A 14,990-nucleotide genomic window follows, 5' to 3' on the forward strand; every position below is an offset into this window, starting at 1 on the left:
GTAATTCATTAACTATGTCAGATGTAAATAACAGTTCTATAATTTTTCTATTATCAAGCGCTGTCGCTTTAATTTTTGCATATGTGCTGGAGTATTTCTTCAATATGCTAACATGCAAGTTATGCATATACGAGCGAGTAGTTTACTATGTTACAGGGCTACTTGCAGTTGCGTACATGTTCAAAGACAACAAAATCCTAATCTATGCGATGTTTTGCAGCTATCTCATTGGTGCAGTAATATCTTTTTATCATATAGGTCTTGAACTTCACTTATTTCATGATGTTTTAGGCTGTACAGAGCAAGCAAGTGGCAACGCTAGCATAGAAGAGCTAAGAAATAATCTATTAAACCCTAATTACTCTCCATCTTGTGACAGGCCTCATTATATTTTTGGTATTTCCTTAGCAACATGGAATCTTATTTACCTTATAGTAGCTCTATTCTTATCAGGTAAAATGTATTGTGGAGAAAGAAATAAGGTACAACAGTAACTGGTATAGACGCTGTACTTGTGCGTTACTTGGTGCTGTCCGTAATTTAAAAATTTGGCAAGTCACACCCACTGATTCTTGCACACCTGTACGAACATTATGGTTCAGCATGCCAGTGTCATCTTTCTTGTCATCCGAGTAGCTGAAACTGGAAGTGCAGCTATCATCCAAATAACCTTTCATTGTTATGAAAGCAGCCTATTTCTTGTCATCCCAGTGCCCAGATACTGGGATTCAGTTTGTCCATAGTCTCACCAAAACGTTGTATTTTAGAATAATTTTGTGCTCAATATGCTTATTTGTAGTAAAGATTTCAGCATCAAGTGCTGGCCTGAAGCTTTAGCTATAAATATAATAAATTTACTAAGTAAAAAAAGGCAAAAGAATCCCTATATAGTGAGTTTTAATAATGTAAATTGATAATGTGCTAACAAGCGTGTTTTGGCTGAAGTAGAAAAAATTTAAAAAACATGCAGCCGCTATAATTTTTATGTAATCTGCCAATAAATATCTGAGTTTTGTTTTTAAACCCGCGGAGATTAAAAATAAGGATAAATACTCTTATTGATATAAGAAGAAAAGTGGTAAGGTTTGTCAAGTCGCTTCTATGTACCTTAGCATTGATTATACGGTTTCCATCTGTTATATATAATCTTTTTGAATACGAAGAAAGCTGATGAATGAGTATGATATTACAGTTATAGGCAGCGGTCCTGGTGGTTATATAGCAGCAATTAGAGCGGCGCAGCTTGGACTTAAAACTGCAATTGTTGAAAAGGAGGAAAATTTGGGTGGTATATGCTTAAATTGGGGATGTATACCAACAAAATCGCTACTTAGAGCGTCTGAAGTTTATAGATTAATAAGAAGATCAGAAGAATTTGGCATAAAAGTAAAGGATACAAGTTTTGATATACAATCAATAGTGAAATATTCAAGGAACGTTGTTGATAAGCTATCAAGTGGTGTTGAGTATTTGATGAAAAAAAATAACATCAAAGTTCATCAAGGCTTTGGTAAACTTGCAGGTAACTATGTTGTAAAAATTCTTAATGATAAGAAGGAGGAGGAAATTTCTTCTAAGCATATCATTTTAGCAACAGGTGTAAGGGCAAGAAATCTTCCTGGAATCGAAGTAGATGGAGATTTAATATGGAATGCGCAGCACGCTATGACTCCAAAGAAGTTACCAAAATCTCTACTAATCATAGGTTCTGGTGCGATAGGAATAGAATTTGCAAGTTTTTATAGTACTTTGGGGGTTGATGTAACAATTATAGAAGTAAAAGACACTATTTTGCCGCTGGAAGATAAAGACATTTCAAATTTAGTACAAGAGATATTTACAAAACAAGTAATAAAAATATATACGAGCAATAGTGTAAAAACTTTCACTAAAAATAAAGACTCTGTTCAAGTGCAGCTAAGTAGTGGTGATAATAAAGAATTCGATAGAGTAATTGTTGCAGTTGGCGTTCAAGCAAACACTGAAAATATAGGTTTAGAAAATACAAAAATTAAGTTGAGTCCTTCTGGTTTCATTGAAACGAATGAGTGGTATGAAACAAGTGAATCAAGTGTGTATGCAATAGGTGATGTAGCTGGTCCCCCATGTTTAGCGCATAAAGCAAGTCATGAAGCTGTAATCTGTGTTGAGAAAATTGCCGGTAAAAATGCTCATAAGTTAAAAAAAGAGTGCATACCAAATTGCACTTACTCTCATCCGCAAGTAGCAAGCGTTGGCCTTACTGAGGAACAGGCAATAAAAAGTGGATACGATATAAAAGTAGGAAAATTTCACTCCAACTTTAATGGTAAATCTATTGCACTAAGTGAAACTGAAGGTTTAGTGAAAACAATTATAGACAAAAAAACAGGCGAACTTCTTGGAGCTCACATGATAGGAGCGGAAGTAACAGAGTTAATTAGCAATTTCTCTCTTGCAAAGCAACTAGAGGGAATAGACTGCGACATAAAATCTACGATTTTTCCTCATCCAACTATTTCGGAAATTATACACGAATCAGTACTTGCTGCAGATGATGAATCGTTAAATAGTTAAGCTAACGATCCATTGTTTTAGAGCTACAATTATCCTGATTAGGCGATTCAATTCTAATAGATTGATTACCAATATCAGATTTTTCTAACTTTTCTTTTAACCCTTCAGCTGCTTCTTTCACTTCAAGCTTTTTTTCCTGATTAAGATCCTCTGGGCTTTTTCTTTTACTGTCTAAAGCTTGTTGTCTATCAATATTTTTATTGAGTTGTTCTTGCTGAGGTAGATCAACAACTGAGTTAAAAAGAGCTTTTATTATGTTTTTTAGCAAACCTCCGCTTCTGCTTTGCTCTTGAGGCTTATTTTTTACGTTATACCAATTCCCGCTATAGAAAGAACAGATAGAGAATAATGGGGAAAAAGTCATACTAGAGTAAGTGAAATAGCGAGGTATAAATGGCATTAAGGTCAAAACTATTAGACGAAAGAGTTGTAAATTTAGCGAAAGAAATGTTAAAAAAGGTAAGAAATAACGCATATGTTTCAAAAAAGTTACAAGCGGTGATAGCAGGAAAAGAAAGTAGTATAAGCGCTGTGGCAAGAATATGTAAAATTTCAAGGACTGCTTTGACTGAATGGATAAAGCATCTAAAATTTGGTAGAGTAGAAATATTATTTGCCCCGTTTCAGCGGAGAAGAAAAAGCAAATTAAACAAAAATCAACGTGAGCAAATTGAAATATGGGTAGAAAGAAATCCAAATATTACTATTAAGGAAGTACAAATAAAAATCTCAGAGGAATTTGCCCTAAACATCAGCAAATCAACAGTGCACCGTGAGATACAAAGGATGAAATTTTCTTACATAACACCGAGGCCAATGCACCATAAACAAGATAAAAACAAGCAAGAAGAGTTTAAAAGATACTTCAATAAAATAGTCAATTTCCACCCTAAAAGGGAGGTGTTTTTTTTGATGAATCACGATTTGGGACTCATTCAAAAATCGGACACGGATGGTTTAAAAAGGGGTCAGAACGCAGGTTAAAATGAAAATTGGTAGACAAAATTTCTATATCTAAAGTGCGGTAAATCCAAGAAGTGGTAAGAAAATTAGCCTATTTGCTCCATATGTAAACACTGATTGTATGAATATATTTCTGGAGCAGATGTCGAAAGATTTAGGCACGAAAGAAGCCTTTCTTGTAATGGATTGTGCAAGTTGGCATAGATCAAAAAGTTTGAAAATTCAGGAAAACATTACCATCATATACTTGCCTCCTTATTCACCGGAACTGAATCCTGTTGAAAGGTTGTGGCAATATATCAAATACAATACTTTACGCAATAGTATCTACGATACCATAGGTTTACTTGAAGATGTTTTGTGTAATTTTATTGTCAATATTTCCAGTACTACTATTAAACGAGTTTGTAATGTTTCTTATTTGTTCCGTCAGTAATGGATTTTGGTATTAGAGTCTTTTTTACTGTCACTACTTTTAGGCATTTTTAACTCAACTATCATAAAGCTTGATAAAATTTTACATGCAAAGTATTAAAAAATAATTAACAATATATTATCAAATTACTACTTACAGATGACTATTATTATAGCAACAGGCGGTACAGGTGGACACATTTTTCCAGCTATAACCTTAGCAAGGGCACTAAAGGTACAAGGATACAATTGTATATTATTTACGGATCAAAAAACCATCAGTGTAGAAAGTTATATTTTACCATTGTGCAAGCCAAGCGGCAACAAATTGAAATTTCTCTTTTTGTTAATGTATAGTTGTGTATTAGCACTGTATCAAACAAGAAAATTAAAACCAAAGCTAATCATTGGTTTTGGTAGCTACGCTTCTTTTCCAACTCTTTTTGCAGCAAAGATTTTTTCTATACCTATAATTTTACATGAACAAAATATAGTTTTAGGGAGAGTAAATAGATTCTTTTTCAAGAGTGCAAAATTAATTGCAACTAGCTTTCCAGAGACTAAGTATGCAGAAGGTAGTAAATGCGTTTTTACAGGAAATTTTGTCGATATAGAAGCACAAGGCTATTCTAGAGCTGAAACAGTTTTAAACGTGTTAATAATAGCAGGCAGTCAGGGTGCAAATTTTTTTGATGATGTAGTGAGTAGCGTAATTTGTGATCTACCTGTTGAAGTAAAAGAGAGGATTAGAGTAACGCAGCAATGTACGAAGAAAAATATAAACAAGGTCAAGAGTCTATACAAAAGTGAAGGAATTGATTGTGAGTTAAGTGAGTTTTTCGATGATATGGAAAATAAACTGGCCAATGCTCATTTGGTAATTAGCAGAGCGGGGGCAACTTCAATAGCAGAGATTACTCTTGCTGAGCGTCCTGTTGTATATATTCCTTATCCTCACTCAAAAGATAACCATCAATTTTATAATGCAAAACATATTGAAGATTCGGGAGCAGCTGTAATGTTTGAGCAAAATAGTAACGGGAAAAAGAATCTAGGAGAGTTGCTAGTTGATTTATTGCAAAATTGTCAAAAATTGCGTGATATGGCTAATAATACTAAGAAAACAATAATAAGGAATGGAGTTACTGAATTTATTAAGGCAATAGCTCAAGAACTTAGTTGACGAATTGCTTTTTCTTCAAATGCATCCCATAGTTCTTTTTCTAGTGGTTTACTATACAACTTGTTGATATAAACTACTCCCGTAGGCGAAGTTGTGTTAATTTCAAGAAGGAAGTCATCTATAATATCAATACCAACAAATATTAGCCCTCTTTTCTTTAGCTCAGGACCGATTTTATTACATATTTCAGTGTCTCTATCATTCATTTCAATAGATTCAAAACTTGCTCCAAGCCTCATATTTGTTCTGATTTCTCCGCTAGACTTTGGAACTCGCTTCATTACTCCTATTGGCTTTCCATCCAGTAGCAGTATTCTTTTATCTGTATTTATCTTTTTACAAAATGCTTGTGCAATTACAGGACATTCATATTTTGCAATCATGAGATCTACTACCACTTGAATGCTATTTTGGTCTTGTATTCTTATTACGTCATTTCCTCCATAGCTATATAGTGGTTTCAAGATGATATCTTGATAGTCGTGACAAAAATTTCTAATCATCGATATATTTTCAGTGATCAAAGTTGGAGGAATTAGCTCTAGAAATAGTGAAGTAATTAATTTTTCAGGACAGTTTCTTATTTCTGTTGGATTATTTATTACTAACGCAGTAGTCTTTTCTAAGATATAGGTTGTTGTAATGTACCGCATATCAAAAGGTGGGTCCTGCCTGATAAGTATGATATCCATTTCATTTAGGTTGATTACTACATCCTCTTTTGAAACGAAGCTACAATCATCAACGCTGACTTTCTGAGCAAGGGCAATTGGCTGATTTAACTTGAGTGCTAAATTATTAGGTACATAAACAAAAATTTCGTACTTTCTCCTCTGCGCTTCTTTTATTAATACAAATGTAGTATCAGTTTCAAAATTTATATTTTCATCCATTTGAAAAGCTACTTTCATTTATCCTCCCTTCCTATTACAATATACTATAGTACCATAAAAGTGTTAATAATGGAGCAAAGTATGGAATTAACAGTAGGAAATAATGCACCTGATTTTAGTTTACCAACAGATTCTGGCGAAATTTTATCGCTGAGTGAATTTTTTGATAAAAAAAATGTAGTCCTTTATTTTTATCCTAAAGACGATACTCCGGGCTGTACAATGGAGGCAAAAGGCTTTAGAGACAAAATAGAAAATTTCTCTTCTCTTGACACAGTGATAATTGGTGTATCAAAAGATAGCGTTAAGTGCCACGCTAACTTCAAAGCAAAATATTCTTTGCCATTTTCTTTAGTTTCTGATGAAAATGCTGAAATGTTGGAAAAATATGGTGTTTGGGTAGAAAAAAGCATGTTTGGCAAAAAGTATATGGGAATAGAGCGCACTACTTTTTTAATAGATAAAAAAGGTAAAGTAGTGAAGATCTGGAAAAACGTAAAAGTTAGTGGACATGTTGATGAGGTTCTAGAAGAAGTAAGGAGAATATAAATTAAAGAATGACTACCCATTGCTATATAAAAAAACTTAAATTATATAACTTTCGTAGTCATTCAAACTTTGAACTGGATTTAGATGATAGACCAGTTGTAGTAACTGGCAAAAATGGTATTGGAAAAACTAATATACTTGAAGCAATCTCATTGCTTGCTAAAAGCAACGGAATGAAAAAAGCAAAAATCAATGAGATGCAAAATAGGCGCAGTAATGAAAGTTGGGTAGTGTATTATGATTTTTTCAATGGAGCAGAGCTTAACTCAATTGGTATAGGAAAGAATCTTAATAAGAAATTAATACAAATTGATGGGAAAACGCAGTCAAGCTACTCATCTTTGTATAGAATATCTAATGTAATATGGCTAATTCCACAAATGGACTATATTCTTCTTAATTCTCCAAGCGACAGGTTAAAATTTTTAGACCGTATAGTTTCACTATTTGAAGAAAATTACACCTATTGCTACATGAAATATAGAAAAGCTAAGCATGAGCGAAGTAAATTGCTTAGAGAGAATATTTTGGACGAAAGTTGGCTCTCTAGTCTTGAAAACGTCATGGCTACCAATGCAATTGATATTTTACGTATGCGATCATCTGTTTTAAAGATATTACAAGACACAATTGATAACCATTCCTGTAAGCTTTTTCCGAAGGCAAGTTTGAAATTCAGCAGCCAGCTAACTTTGGACGATACTGCAGAATATTTTCAGAATCGTCTAAAGGAAAACAGAGAAAAAGACTCATTAACTGGTAGAGTAACCTTTTCTGTACATAATGATAATTTTTGGGTTTTTTGCCAAAAAGGGGACATGCCAATAAATCTTTGTTCTACTGGAGAGCAAAAGCTATTACTGCTTTCTATCATCTTATCTAGTGTAAAAGCAAGGTGTATTCATTACAATAAAGCACCTCTTCTTCTGCTTGACGATATAATGTCGCATCTGGATAAAGATTACAGAAAGGTGTTAATGGAGGAGGTGTTAAGTATTCAATGTCAAACTTGGATAACCGATGTAAATCAAGATAATTTCAATAACTATCTTTGCTCTTTCAAGTTTTTTGAATTATCAAGTAAATAAATTTCAAGCGTGCTGTCATACATCAAGCTCATATTCGGTATGTAAATCTCTAATTAAAGCCTCAGCGTGTTTTTTTTGAACAACTATACTGATCTTGATTTCGGACATTGTGACAGCAAGTATTTCTATCTTTTTTTCGCTTAAAACCTTGAGTGTGCGGTACATCACTTCAGTGTTAGACATAACACCAATACCAATTATTGAAATTTTAGCTATATTATTGTTTACGACATAATTTTCATTTTTGTTCAATAACTTTGTCATTAAATCAACATCAAATTTAGAAATCAAAAAGCTTGACCCATGTGTCATGTCAATTTTAACGTTTGCTCCTGCTATATCTCTTAAAGTATCCAAAGTATTTGCAAAGTTAGTAAAAGTTACAAGAGCTTCGTGAGTGCTATAAGTTATTCCAGTAATTAAGTATCTTTCCAGTACATCTTTTTCGTGTAGTACTGTAGTGCCTTCTACTTCCTCAAAAGTGGATAACACCTGCACCTTAATATTATGCTTCATTGCAAGTTGTACTGAACGATTATGCAATATTTTAGCACCAGATGACGACATCTCCAATATTTCATTGTAAGAGATAGATTTAAGCTTGCGTGCCCTTGGAACAATTTTTGGGTCTGCTGTATATATTCCGTCAATATCAGTAAAAATTTCACAAGTCCTAATACCAAAGACTACAGCAAAGGCAATTGCTGAGATATCAGATCCTCCTCTACCAAAAGTAGTGATTCTATCATCGTGTATACCCTGAAAACCAGCAATGATTGCAGCAGTATAACCCTCAGCAAAAGATCTTTTTACATGGTCAATTTTTATCTTTTTTATTTTAGACTCAGAATAAAAATTATCCGTTACAATTGGTAACTGCCAGGCGAGCCATGATTTAGCATTAACTCCAACAGACAGAAGAGTGATAGCTAATAACCCGCAAGAGATTTGTTCTCCTGCTGAAAGCAGGACATCATACTCTGATAACTCTTGTCTACAATTTAAATTTGAAATTTGCCTGGCTTGAAAAGCCATTTGGTCAGTGAATCCTGCAGCAGCAGATACAACAGCAATTACATTATAACCTTTTTCAATATCGTTTTTTATTAGATTTGCAACTCGATTTAAGTCAGTTAGCGAAGTACCACCAAATTTTTTTATTATTATTTTGTTCATAGTTACAATAAGGTCAATTTCACCTTTCTAGAGAGTATAGTTGCTTAATTAAATGTGTTTTTCTGGTCACTATAGTATTTTCTAAAATGAATGGATAAATTTCCATTATGGTATTACCAACCAAAAGTTGTAAGTCTGTACATTTATACATTAGAGGTCTGAGGCGGCTTTTGATGGTATGCCAACAGTGTTCTATGGGATTCAAATCTGGTGAATATGTTGGAAGATACAGCACATGAAAGCCAAAAGACTCTATTAATGATTTTGTTTTAGTGGTCTTATGAAATGTAGCATTATCCATAACTATGGTTGTGCCAAGTGGCAATTTAGGTAATAACATCTTCTCCAACAATATATTGAATACCTCTTTTTCACACCCACCTTTGAAAGTCATTGGTGCAATAAATCTCATTCCAATCCACCCGGCTACTATACTGATTCTCTCTCGAGTTCTCCCTGGAATATCTGCATAAATTTTCTTTCCTCTTGGAGCACGTCCATATTCTCGGTATAACTTATTATCAACTCCTGCTTCATCTATATATAAGATGCTGGAATGTTCTATTTTTGAGATTTTATCAATAAATTGCTGCCTATCTTCTTGATTGCGCTCTTGATATAGTGTGACTTTTTTTTAAAGTAATTTTTAGCTGTTTTAGTCTATACCAAATTGAATTTATTCCAAATCCAAGATTTTGTTTCATCTCTGCCAGAGTATGATCTGGATTCTTTGTAACATATTCTTCGAGTATTTTTGGGTCTATTTTTCGAATAAAGCTACCGTTTTTAGATGGCTTTAAGCTTTCACCATCAGCTTTCTTTTTTAACCAGCGGTACAGAGTTGCTATTCCTATCTCCATGAGCTCTGCTATCTCAACCTTTGTCTTCCCTTTTTCTATCATCAATACTGCCTTTTCCCTTAAATCCACACTATATGCCATTATAACTCAAATACTTTATTATACCTTTATCATTTGCTTTGGGAAATACTATAATTAAAGTGATAGAGGATTATTCATCTTTATCACTACCAAGGTCTTTTAACATACTGTAGTTGCCTTTTCTAAATTTACCTTTTAAAGATGTAACTCCGCTTTCGCTAATTCCACTTAAGCTTAATGCTGCTCCACCTAGCTGCAATCCAATCTCAGACGTCTCGGGAATAATTTTACTAGCCCCTAGATCTTTATAAACCTCCACATTATTCAAATCTGGTAAACGTATTATAATATTTACATGCGGGAAGTTTGTTGCAACTAGAGAAACTATTTTCTTTATAGTGACTTCGTTCTTTATTGAAACCACAAGAGCTTGAGCTCTTTCTATTCCTACTGATTTTAAAATTTCATATCTTGTAGCATCTCCAAGATATATAGGGAAACTGTCATTTTTTCCTTCTTTCACTATTTTTGATTGAATATCTACAACAACATAACTTAAATGCTCTGCAGTAAGCATTTTCGTTACCATATATCCCACTCTACCAAACCCGGCAACTATTACGTGGTTATAAAGATCTTGTGTGTCTGTTTCGATTGCTTCATCGTCTAGTATTATTTTTTCAGTGCTAAATGAATTTGCTATCCAGTCTCCAATTCCCGATAAAAGAGGAGTAAAAGCCATAGTTACTGTAGTTACCATCATAAGCACTTGAGCGATTTCACTTGATAGTACATCTAATTCATCTGCTAAACGGAATAAAATAAATGCAAATTCACCACCTTGTGCAAGCAGTAATCCAGCTTGTATTGCAGGTGCACTTCTAAATCCAAAAAATCTACACAATGTATATATAATGGACGTCTTTAAAACGATAAGGATAATTGATAATAAAGTAACGAGTGGTAACTTATTGAGTAAAAGGTCAATATCAATAGACATGCCAACAGTCATAAAGAATAAACCAAGAAATAAGTCTTTAAATGGCAATACTGCATGTTCTACCGAATTCCTGTGTTCTGTTTCTGCAACTAGTAACCCAGCAACAAATGCACCTAATGCCATTGATAAATGAAATTGTTCAGTAATAAATGCTGATCCTAATATTATCAGAAGTGTTGTTGATATAAAGATTTCATTACTCTCCATTTTGGCAATAACCGAAAACAATGGCCTCAGTAATAACCTACCAGTTACAAATATCAACACCAATGCAATAGCTGCTTGTACTAATGAGCCTGCCAACGAGCTTATTAAGCTGTGTTCAGAATTGCCAGTAAGCAGAGGCACTAGTACTATCAGAGGTACCACTGCAAAGTCTTGCATTAGTAGCACTGCTATCGACAATCTACCAACTTGGCTTGCTTGAGAACCCTTTTCTTGCAGAACCTGCAACACTATTGCTGTTGAAGATAGTGCAAGCCCACCACCAATAACTGCTGCCATGTTTATGCTCACTCCAAAGGCGAGAGCAATGCACCATATTGCTATCATAGTAACTATAACTTGGAGAGAACCAAACCCAAACACATGCCTACGCATGGCGATGAGGCGTTCAAATGTCAATTCAAGACCTATAATAAACAACAGGAAAACTACTCCAAATTCTGCGAAGTTATCCATTACTTCAGCTGAATGTATCAGATTAAATCCATGAGAACCAATCAATGCACCTGCAACAAAGTAACCAAGCACTGGACTAATATTCATTTTCCAAAACGCTATTACTATAAACACAGCAGCGGAAAGTAAGATTATAATATCAAACAAATGCTGAGAGCCACTGTGCATGATATTTACCCTGTAGAATTAGACCACTTGATTGAGCAACCAATACTTGATTTTTGGTCAATTGGAGGATTGCTAGTTTTTGCAATAAATTTCATCGCTTGAAATAAATCACTACTTCCTATTTCATAATTTTGAACTTTCTCTTTTTTTGCATTGTTAAAACGTCCACGATAACGAAGTTTTAAATCAGCGTTAAACCCAAAGAGATCAGGGGTACAAACAGCACCATAATCTTTAGCTACTTCTTGGTTAATGTCAATTAAATATGGAAATGTAAACTTATTTTTCTCGGCAAAATTAATCATGTTTTCAAAGGAGTCTTCTGGGTACTTATTCACATCATTTGGCATGATTGCAACGGTGTTTGCCTGATAATCTTTTTTCAACAAATTAACATCGCTTACTAGATTGCTAATAATTGATTGAACGTAAGGACAGTGATTGCATATAAACATTACAATAAGACCATTTTCCCCATAGCAGTCACTTAATGTATAATATTTGTTATCCACTCCCAAGAGATTGAAATTCTTTGCAGTAAAGTCTAAATCTATCTTAGGAGTGTCTAGCGCAACCATAGCTCATAGAGAATTGTATACCGTGTATAATTTATGATCTTATTGCTTAAATGTCAAATGGTTTCTATGTACACTGTTTGCATTTAGCATTGTAATTATAAAATTTATGTTCATAACCTTCGAAGGAATAGATGGTTCTGGTAAAACAACACAGTCTGAGTTACTTGCAAATTATTTCAAGCAAATTCACGGTGAAAATAATGTCGTATTGACTAGAGAACCAGGTGGTACTGATTTTGCAGAAAAAATAAGAGGATTACTACTTAAGGATAATATTGATCCTATTTCTGAACTCTTGCTGCTTATCTCGATGAGGCGCGAACATATGAAAAAATTAATATTGCCAGCTATTAAAGAGGGAAAGACAGTTATTTGTGATCGATTTATCGATTCAACTATTGCGTATCAAGGGTATGGACTAGGTGTTGACTTGAGTCTAATAAGAGACTTACACAAATTAGTGGAAATTAAATATCCAGATATCACATTTATTTTAGATATTGATGTTCAAGTCGGACTCAGCAGAGCAAAGGATAAAAATAAGTATGAAGAAATGAGCATTGATTTCTATCATAAAATTCGAAAAGGATTTCAAGAAATAGCTATAAAAGAATCTAATAGATGTAATGTTATTACTGGAATTGAAAAAAAAAGTGATAATCATGTACACAATGAAATTATTGATATTGCAAAGACTTAGCTATACGTATTGAACTTTTGCTAACCTAAACAGTTACTGCATTAACCTGTGGTAAAAAATTATCAATTTTAGGTGACGTTATTTCATACGAAAGACTCTCTTTTTGATTAGCTAAAAAACTTTGTATTTCATTTTTAGGTTTTTCACTTATTGTTCTATATATTCTTGCGCGATTAATTAGCTCATTTCTACTATTCTTATTGCTTACTTCAGTTATGGTAAAAAATTGATCAAAGTGACTTAAAAGATCCTCATTCTTTATTAAAGATGCAATATCATCAATGTCTTTTACGTATAAAGCAAGTTTGTGCGATTTGATACGATCCTCAAAACAAAGATTAATCAGTATGTTACAAAACTTATTTTTTGTGATATCTCTTGTTTTTGCTAGCAAAGATTCGATCTAGTCTTGGCAACGCACTCTCTTAACTGACTCAGCAGGTTCAACCATACCTAGAACATTTTCTACTACAGATTTTTTCTCACAACCAAAAAGAAACGTATAATATCCCATAGACAGAGTCAAGAGAAGGAATATAGCTGGAAGCAAGAATGGAGCAAGTACATTTTGCGATCCAGGAAAGATAAACCATACAGCAGTTGCTGCTGATACAGCTAAAAATAACCCTGACATAACGAGTTTATTTTTCTTCTGTATCCGTTATCAATAACCGTATTTACGCCAATAAAAGCCACATCAACCATTTCTCATACCTCACTAAAAGTAATATTAGCTTAATAATAGCATTGTTGTGATAAGAAATCAATATTATGAATATTTTAATTAATTTATAAAATCATCCAACCAAATAGAAAAAAGGTAAAAGAAGTCCCGAATAGCGAGTTTTGATAATTTAAATTGATAATGTGCTAACAAGCGCGATTTGGCTGAATGTAGAAAAAATTTAAAAGACATGCAGCCGCTATAATTTTTGTGTAATTTGCCAATAAATATCTGAGTTTTTTACTGAATTTTGTGATTGAGCCTGCAGGTCAAAAACAAGGATAAATACTCTTATTGGTATGATAAGAGGCTGGTGAAGTTTGTCAAGTGATTCTTCTATCCGAAATGGCTTTGTTGGATGGCTCAAGTAAAAAAACTCGAAGTTACTGACAGAAATCATTATAAAACAGGTATTTAACCACCAATATGCCAGTCAAAATGAAGGTCAGTAACTGCTACGAATATAACAAATTTCTTCAAAAAAGAGGAAATGTTTTTCATTTTGTTAATCAAGCCATAGAAAATTGGTATGAAAATAGTCCAAAAGTTGCAGGTGGCAATAACATTTATAGTGATAAAGTTGTAATTTTGATACATATAGTAGTCCATTTTTTTAGGATTGGCTTAAGACAAGCAGTTGGTTTCGTAAAAGGTTGTATAGAGCAAATGGGAAAAGACCTCAAAGTCATTAGCTATACTCAAGCTTCTAGAAGATTCAAAAAGCTTAACTTGAAAATTGATGATTGTAGAATTGATAAAAATGGTATGGAAAACATTGAAATAGCTATAGATAGCACCAGTATTTGTATCTATAACAACACCCATCAACGTAATAAAGAAAATGCAAAAGTAAGAAAATATAATGGATATGATCAAGTAAGAAAGTTACATATTATTTTAAGTATAAATAATAAAAAAGTTATAGATATGAAGTGCACTAATGGTACTACACTTGATTATCATGCGATATGTTAAAGGGAACAGTAGATAAATATAATATTTCATCTGTTCGCGCAGATGCAGCTTATGATAAAGCTAGTATGTATAAAGTGCGTAAAGGACATAATATAAAACCAATCATTCGACCAATAAAAGGTGCGAAAATCTATGAGAAAATTGATTATCAATTAGAAAGAAATAGCAACATTAATGTGATTAAATTATGTGAAAACTATGAGAACGGTATAAAGAAATGGACACAAGAAACAAAATATGGACTAAGATCCTTTGTTGAATGTTTTTTCTATAGGTTGAAAAAACGTTTGGGTTTAGTCTCAAGAATAAATCTGAAATAAATCGTGAAAAAGAACTACTAATTAAGTGCTATTTGCTTAATAAATTCACTGATATAGGTATGGCTAAGTTCGAATTAGCTGCATGAATTTACTGTACCTACCTGCCCTATCAGGAGCTATGCAACAAAGCCCTCCGAGATT

General features: G+C 33.3%; 14 protein-coding genes and 2 pseudogenes. 8 read left to right on the forward strand and 8 right to left on the reverse strand.

Features of this window, described 5'->3' with window-relative positions; all coding sequences use genetic code 11:
• The first annotated feature begins 14 nt into the window (after nucleotides 1–14).
• Together M3L71_RS07135 and lpdA are read left to right on the forward strand one after the other, a co-directional pair.
• Nucleotides 15–494, forward strand: coding sequence for a disulfide bond formation protein B (locus tag M3L71_RS07135; RefSeq protein ID WP_280144176.1), 480 nt, complete (start codon nucleotides 15–17; stop codon nucleotides 492–494).
• 676 nt (nucleotides 495–1,170) lie between these two features.
• Complete coding sequence (lpdA, locus tag M3L71_RS07140; protein WP_280143506.1) at nucleotides 1,171–2,556, forward strand: dihydrolipoyl dehydrogenase; 1,386 nt, start codon at nucleotides 1,171–1,173, stop codon at nucleotides 2,554–2,556.
• Nucleotide 2,557: 1 nt separating this feature from the next.
• On the opposite strand, the gene M3L71_RS07145 is transcribed toward lpdA, so the two are convergent.
• Complete coding sequence (locus tag M3L71_RS07145) at nucleotides 2,558–2,920, reverse strand: hypothetical protein (RefSeq protein WP_280144177.1); 363 nt, start codon at nucleotides 2,918–2,920, stop codon at nucleotides 2,558–2,560.
• Between the two features lie 29 nt (nucleotides 2,921–2,949).
• On the opposite strand from M3L71_RS07145, the pseudogene M3L71_RS07150 reads away from it, so the two are divergent.
• Together M3L71_RS07150 and M3L71_RS07155 are read left to right on the forward strand one after the other, a co-directional pair.
• Nucleotides 2,950–3,955: pseudogene (locus M3L71_RS07150) on the forward strand (IS630 family transposase).
• A gap of 138 nt (nucleotides 3,956–4,093) precedes the next feature.
• Complete coding sequence (locus M3L71_RS07155) at nucleotides 4,094–5,116, forward strand: UDP-N-acetylglucosamine--N-acetylmuramyl-(pentapeptide) pyrophosphoryl-undecaprenol N-acetylglucosamine transferase (protein ID WP_280143507.1); 1,023 nt, start codon at nucleotides 4,094–4,096, stop codon at nucleotides 5,114–5,116.
• Here the strand turns inward: M3L71_RS07155 and gshB are convergent.
• Nucleotides 5,101–6,027: a glutathione synthase gene (gshB, locus tag M3L71_RS07160; RefSeq protein ID WP_280143508.1), complete on the reverse strand. Its 927-nt coding sequence runs from the start codon at nucleotides 6,025–6,027 to the stop codon at nucleotides 5,101–5,103. The two genes, M3L71_RS07155 and gshB, sit on opposite strands and share 16 nt — an antisense overlap.
• Nucleotides 6,028–6,090: 63 nt before the next feature.
• Here gshB and bcp point away from each other — a divergent pair, with 63 nt between their 5' ends.
• Together bcp and recF are read left to right on the forward strand one after the other, a co-directional pair.
• A complete protein-coding gene (bcp, locus tag M3L71_RS07165) occupies nucleotides 6,091–6,558 on the forward strand; it encodes a thioredoxin-dependent thiol peroxidase (protein ID WP_010403789.1) in 468 nt (155 codons plus the stop codon).
• Nucleotides 6,559–6,566: 8 nt separating this feature from the next.
• Complete coding sequence (recF, locus tag M3L71_RS07170) at nucleotides 6,567–7,646, forward strand: DNA replication/repair protein RecF (protein WP_264336463.1); 1,080 nt, start codon at nucleotides 6,567–6,569, stop codon at nucleotides 7,644–7,646.
• A gap of 15 nt (nucleotides 7,647–7,661) precedes the next feature.
• On the opposite strand, the gene M3L71_RS07175 is transcribed toward recF, so the two are convergent.
• From M3L71_RS07175 to M3L71_RS07195, 5 genes are all read right to left on the reverse strand, one after another.
• A complete protein-coding gene (locus M3L71_RS07175; protein WP_280143509.1) occupies nucleotides 7,662–8,822 on the reverse strand; it encodes an aspartate kinase in 1,161 nt (386 codons plus the stop codon).
• A 19-nt stretch (nucleotides 8,823–8,841) separates the two neighbouring features.
• The gene (locus tag M3L71_RS07180; protein ID WP_349292751.1) at nucleotides 8,842–9,405 is read right to left on the reverse strand and encodes an IS630 family transposase; all 564 of its coding nucleotides are present in this window, start codon (nucleotides 9,403–9,405) and stop codon (nucleotides 8,842–8,844) included.
• Nucleotides 9,406–9,415: 10 nt separating this feature from the next.
• Complete coding sequence (locus M3L71_RS07185; protein ID WP_280143264.1) at nucleotides 9,416–9,763, reverse strand: IS630 transposase-related protein; 348 nt, start codon at nucleotides 9,761–9,763, stop codon at nucleotides 9,416–9,418.
• A 70-nt stretch (nucleotides 9,764–9,833) separates the two neighbouring features.
• Entirely contained in the window at nucleotides 9,834–11,552 is a 1,719-nt protein-coding gene (locus tag M3L71_RS07190) for a monovalent cation:proton antiporter-2 (CPA2) family protein (RefSeq protein WP_264375200.1), read from the reverse strand.
• 5 nt (nucleotides 11,553–11,557) lie between these two features.
• Nucleotides 11,558–12,130 (reverse strand): thioredoxin family protein, encoded by a 573-nt coding sequence (locus tag M3L71_RS07195; RefSeq protein ID WP_280143510.1) that lies wholly within the window; start codon nucleotides 12,128–12,130, stop codon nucleotides 11,558–11,560.
• A 106-nt stretch (nucleotides 12,131–12,236) separates the two neighbouring features.
• On the opposite strand from M3L71_RS07195, the gene tmk reads away from it, so the two are divergent.
• The gene (gene tmk / locus M3L71_RS07200; RefSeq protein ID WP_280143511.1) at nucleotides 12,237–12,830 is read left to right on the forward strand and encodes a dTMP kinase; all 594 of its coding nucleotides are present in this window, start codon (nucleotides 12,237–12,239) and stop codon (nucleotides 12,828–12,830) included.
• A 25-nt stretch (nucleotides 12,831–12,855) separates the two neighbouring features.
• Here tmk and M3L71_RS07205 read toward each other — a convergent pair whose 3' ends face one another.
• The gene (locus tag M3L71_RS07205) at nucleotides 12,856–13,224 is read right to left on the reverse strand and encodes a hypothetical protein (RefSeq protein ID WP_280143512.1); all 369 of its coding nucleotides are present in this window, start codon (nucleotides 13,222–13,224) and stop codon (nucleotides 12,856–12,858) included.
• 756 nt (nucleotides 13,225–13,980) lie between these two features.
• Between M3L71_RS07205 and M3L71_RS08615 the strand changes: the two are divergent.
• Nucleotides 13,981–14,935 (forward strand): annotated as a pseudogene (locus M3L71_RS08615) (IS5 family transposase).
• Nucleotides 14,936–14,990 lie beyond the last annotated feature (55 nt).

This window comes from Wolbachia endosymbiont of Frankliniella intonsa, assembly GCF_029856955.1.
Taxonomy (GTDB): Bacteria; Pseudomonadota; Alphaproteobacteria; order Rickettsiales; family Anaplasmataceae; genus Wolbachia.

Excerpts from the sequence above, each read along its gene's own strand:
- gshB (WP_280143508.1), bottom strand. The coding sequence starts at position 6,027 with ATGAAAGTAGCTTTTCAAATGGATGAAAATATAAATTTTGAAACTGAT.
- recF (WP_264336463.1), top strand. The coding sequence starts at position 6,567 with ATGACTACCCATTGCTATATAAAAAAACTTAAATTATATAACTTTCGT.
- M3L71_RS07135 (WP_280144176.1), top strand. The coding sequence starts at position 15 with ATGTCAGATGTAAATAACAGTTCTATAATTTTTCTATTATCAAGCGCT.
- M3L71_RS07155 (WP_280143507.1), top strand. The coding sequence starts at position 4,094 with ATGACTATTATTATAGCAACAGGCGGTACAGGTGGACACATTTTTCCA.
- M3L71_RS07190 (WP_264375200.1), bottom strand. The coding sequence starts at position 11,552 with ATGCACAGTGGCTCTCAGCATTTGTTTGATATTATAATCTTACTTTCC.
- M3L71_RS07195 (WP_280143510.1), bottom strand. The coding sequence starts at position 12,130 with ATGGTTGCGCTAGACACTCCTAAGATAGATTTAGACTTTACTGCAAAG.
- M3L71_RS07185 (WP_280143264.1), bottom strand. The coding sequence starts at position 9,763 with ATGGCATATAGTGTGGATTTAAGGGAAAAGGCAGTATTGATGATAGAA.
- tmk (WP_280143511.1), top strand. The coding sequence starts at position 12,237 with ATGTTCATAACCTTCGAAGGAATAGATGGTTCTGGTAAAACAACACAG.
- bcp (WP_010403789.1), top strand. The coding sequence starts at position 6,091 with ATGGAATTAACAGTAGGAAATAATGCACCTGATTTTAGTTTACCAACA.
- M3L71_RS07175 (WP_280143509.1), bottom strand. The coding sequence starts at position 8,822 with ATGAACAAAATAATAATAAAAAAATTTGGTGGTACTTCGCTAACTGAC.
- M3L71_RS07145 (WP_280144177.1), bottom strand. The coding sequence starts at position 2,920 with ATGACTTTTTCCCCATTATTCTCTATCTGTTCTTTCTATAGCGGGAAT.
- lpdA (WP_280143506.1), top strand. The coding sequence starts at position 1,171 with ATGAATGAGTATGATATTACAGTTATAGGCAGCGGTCCTGGTGGTTAT.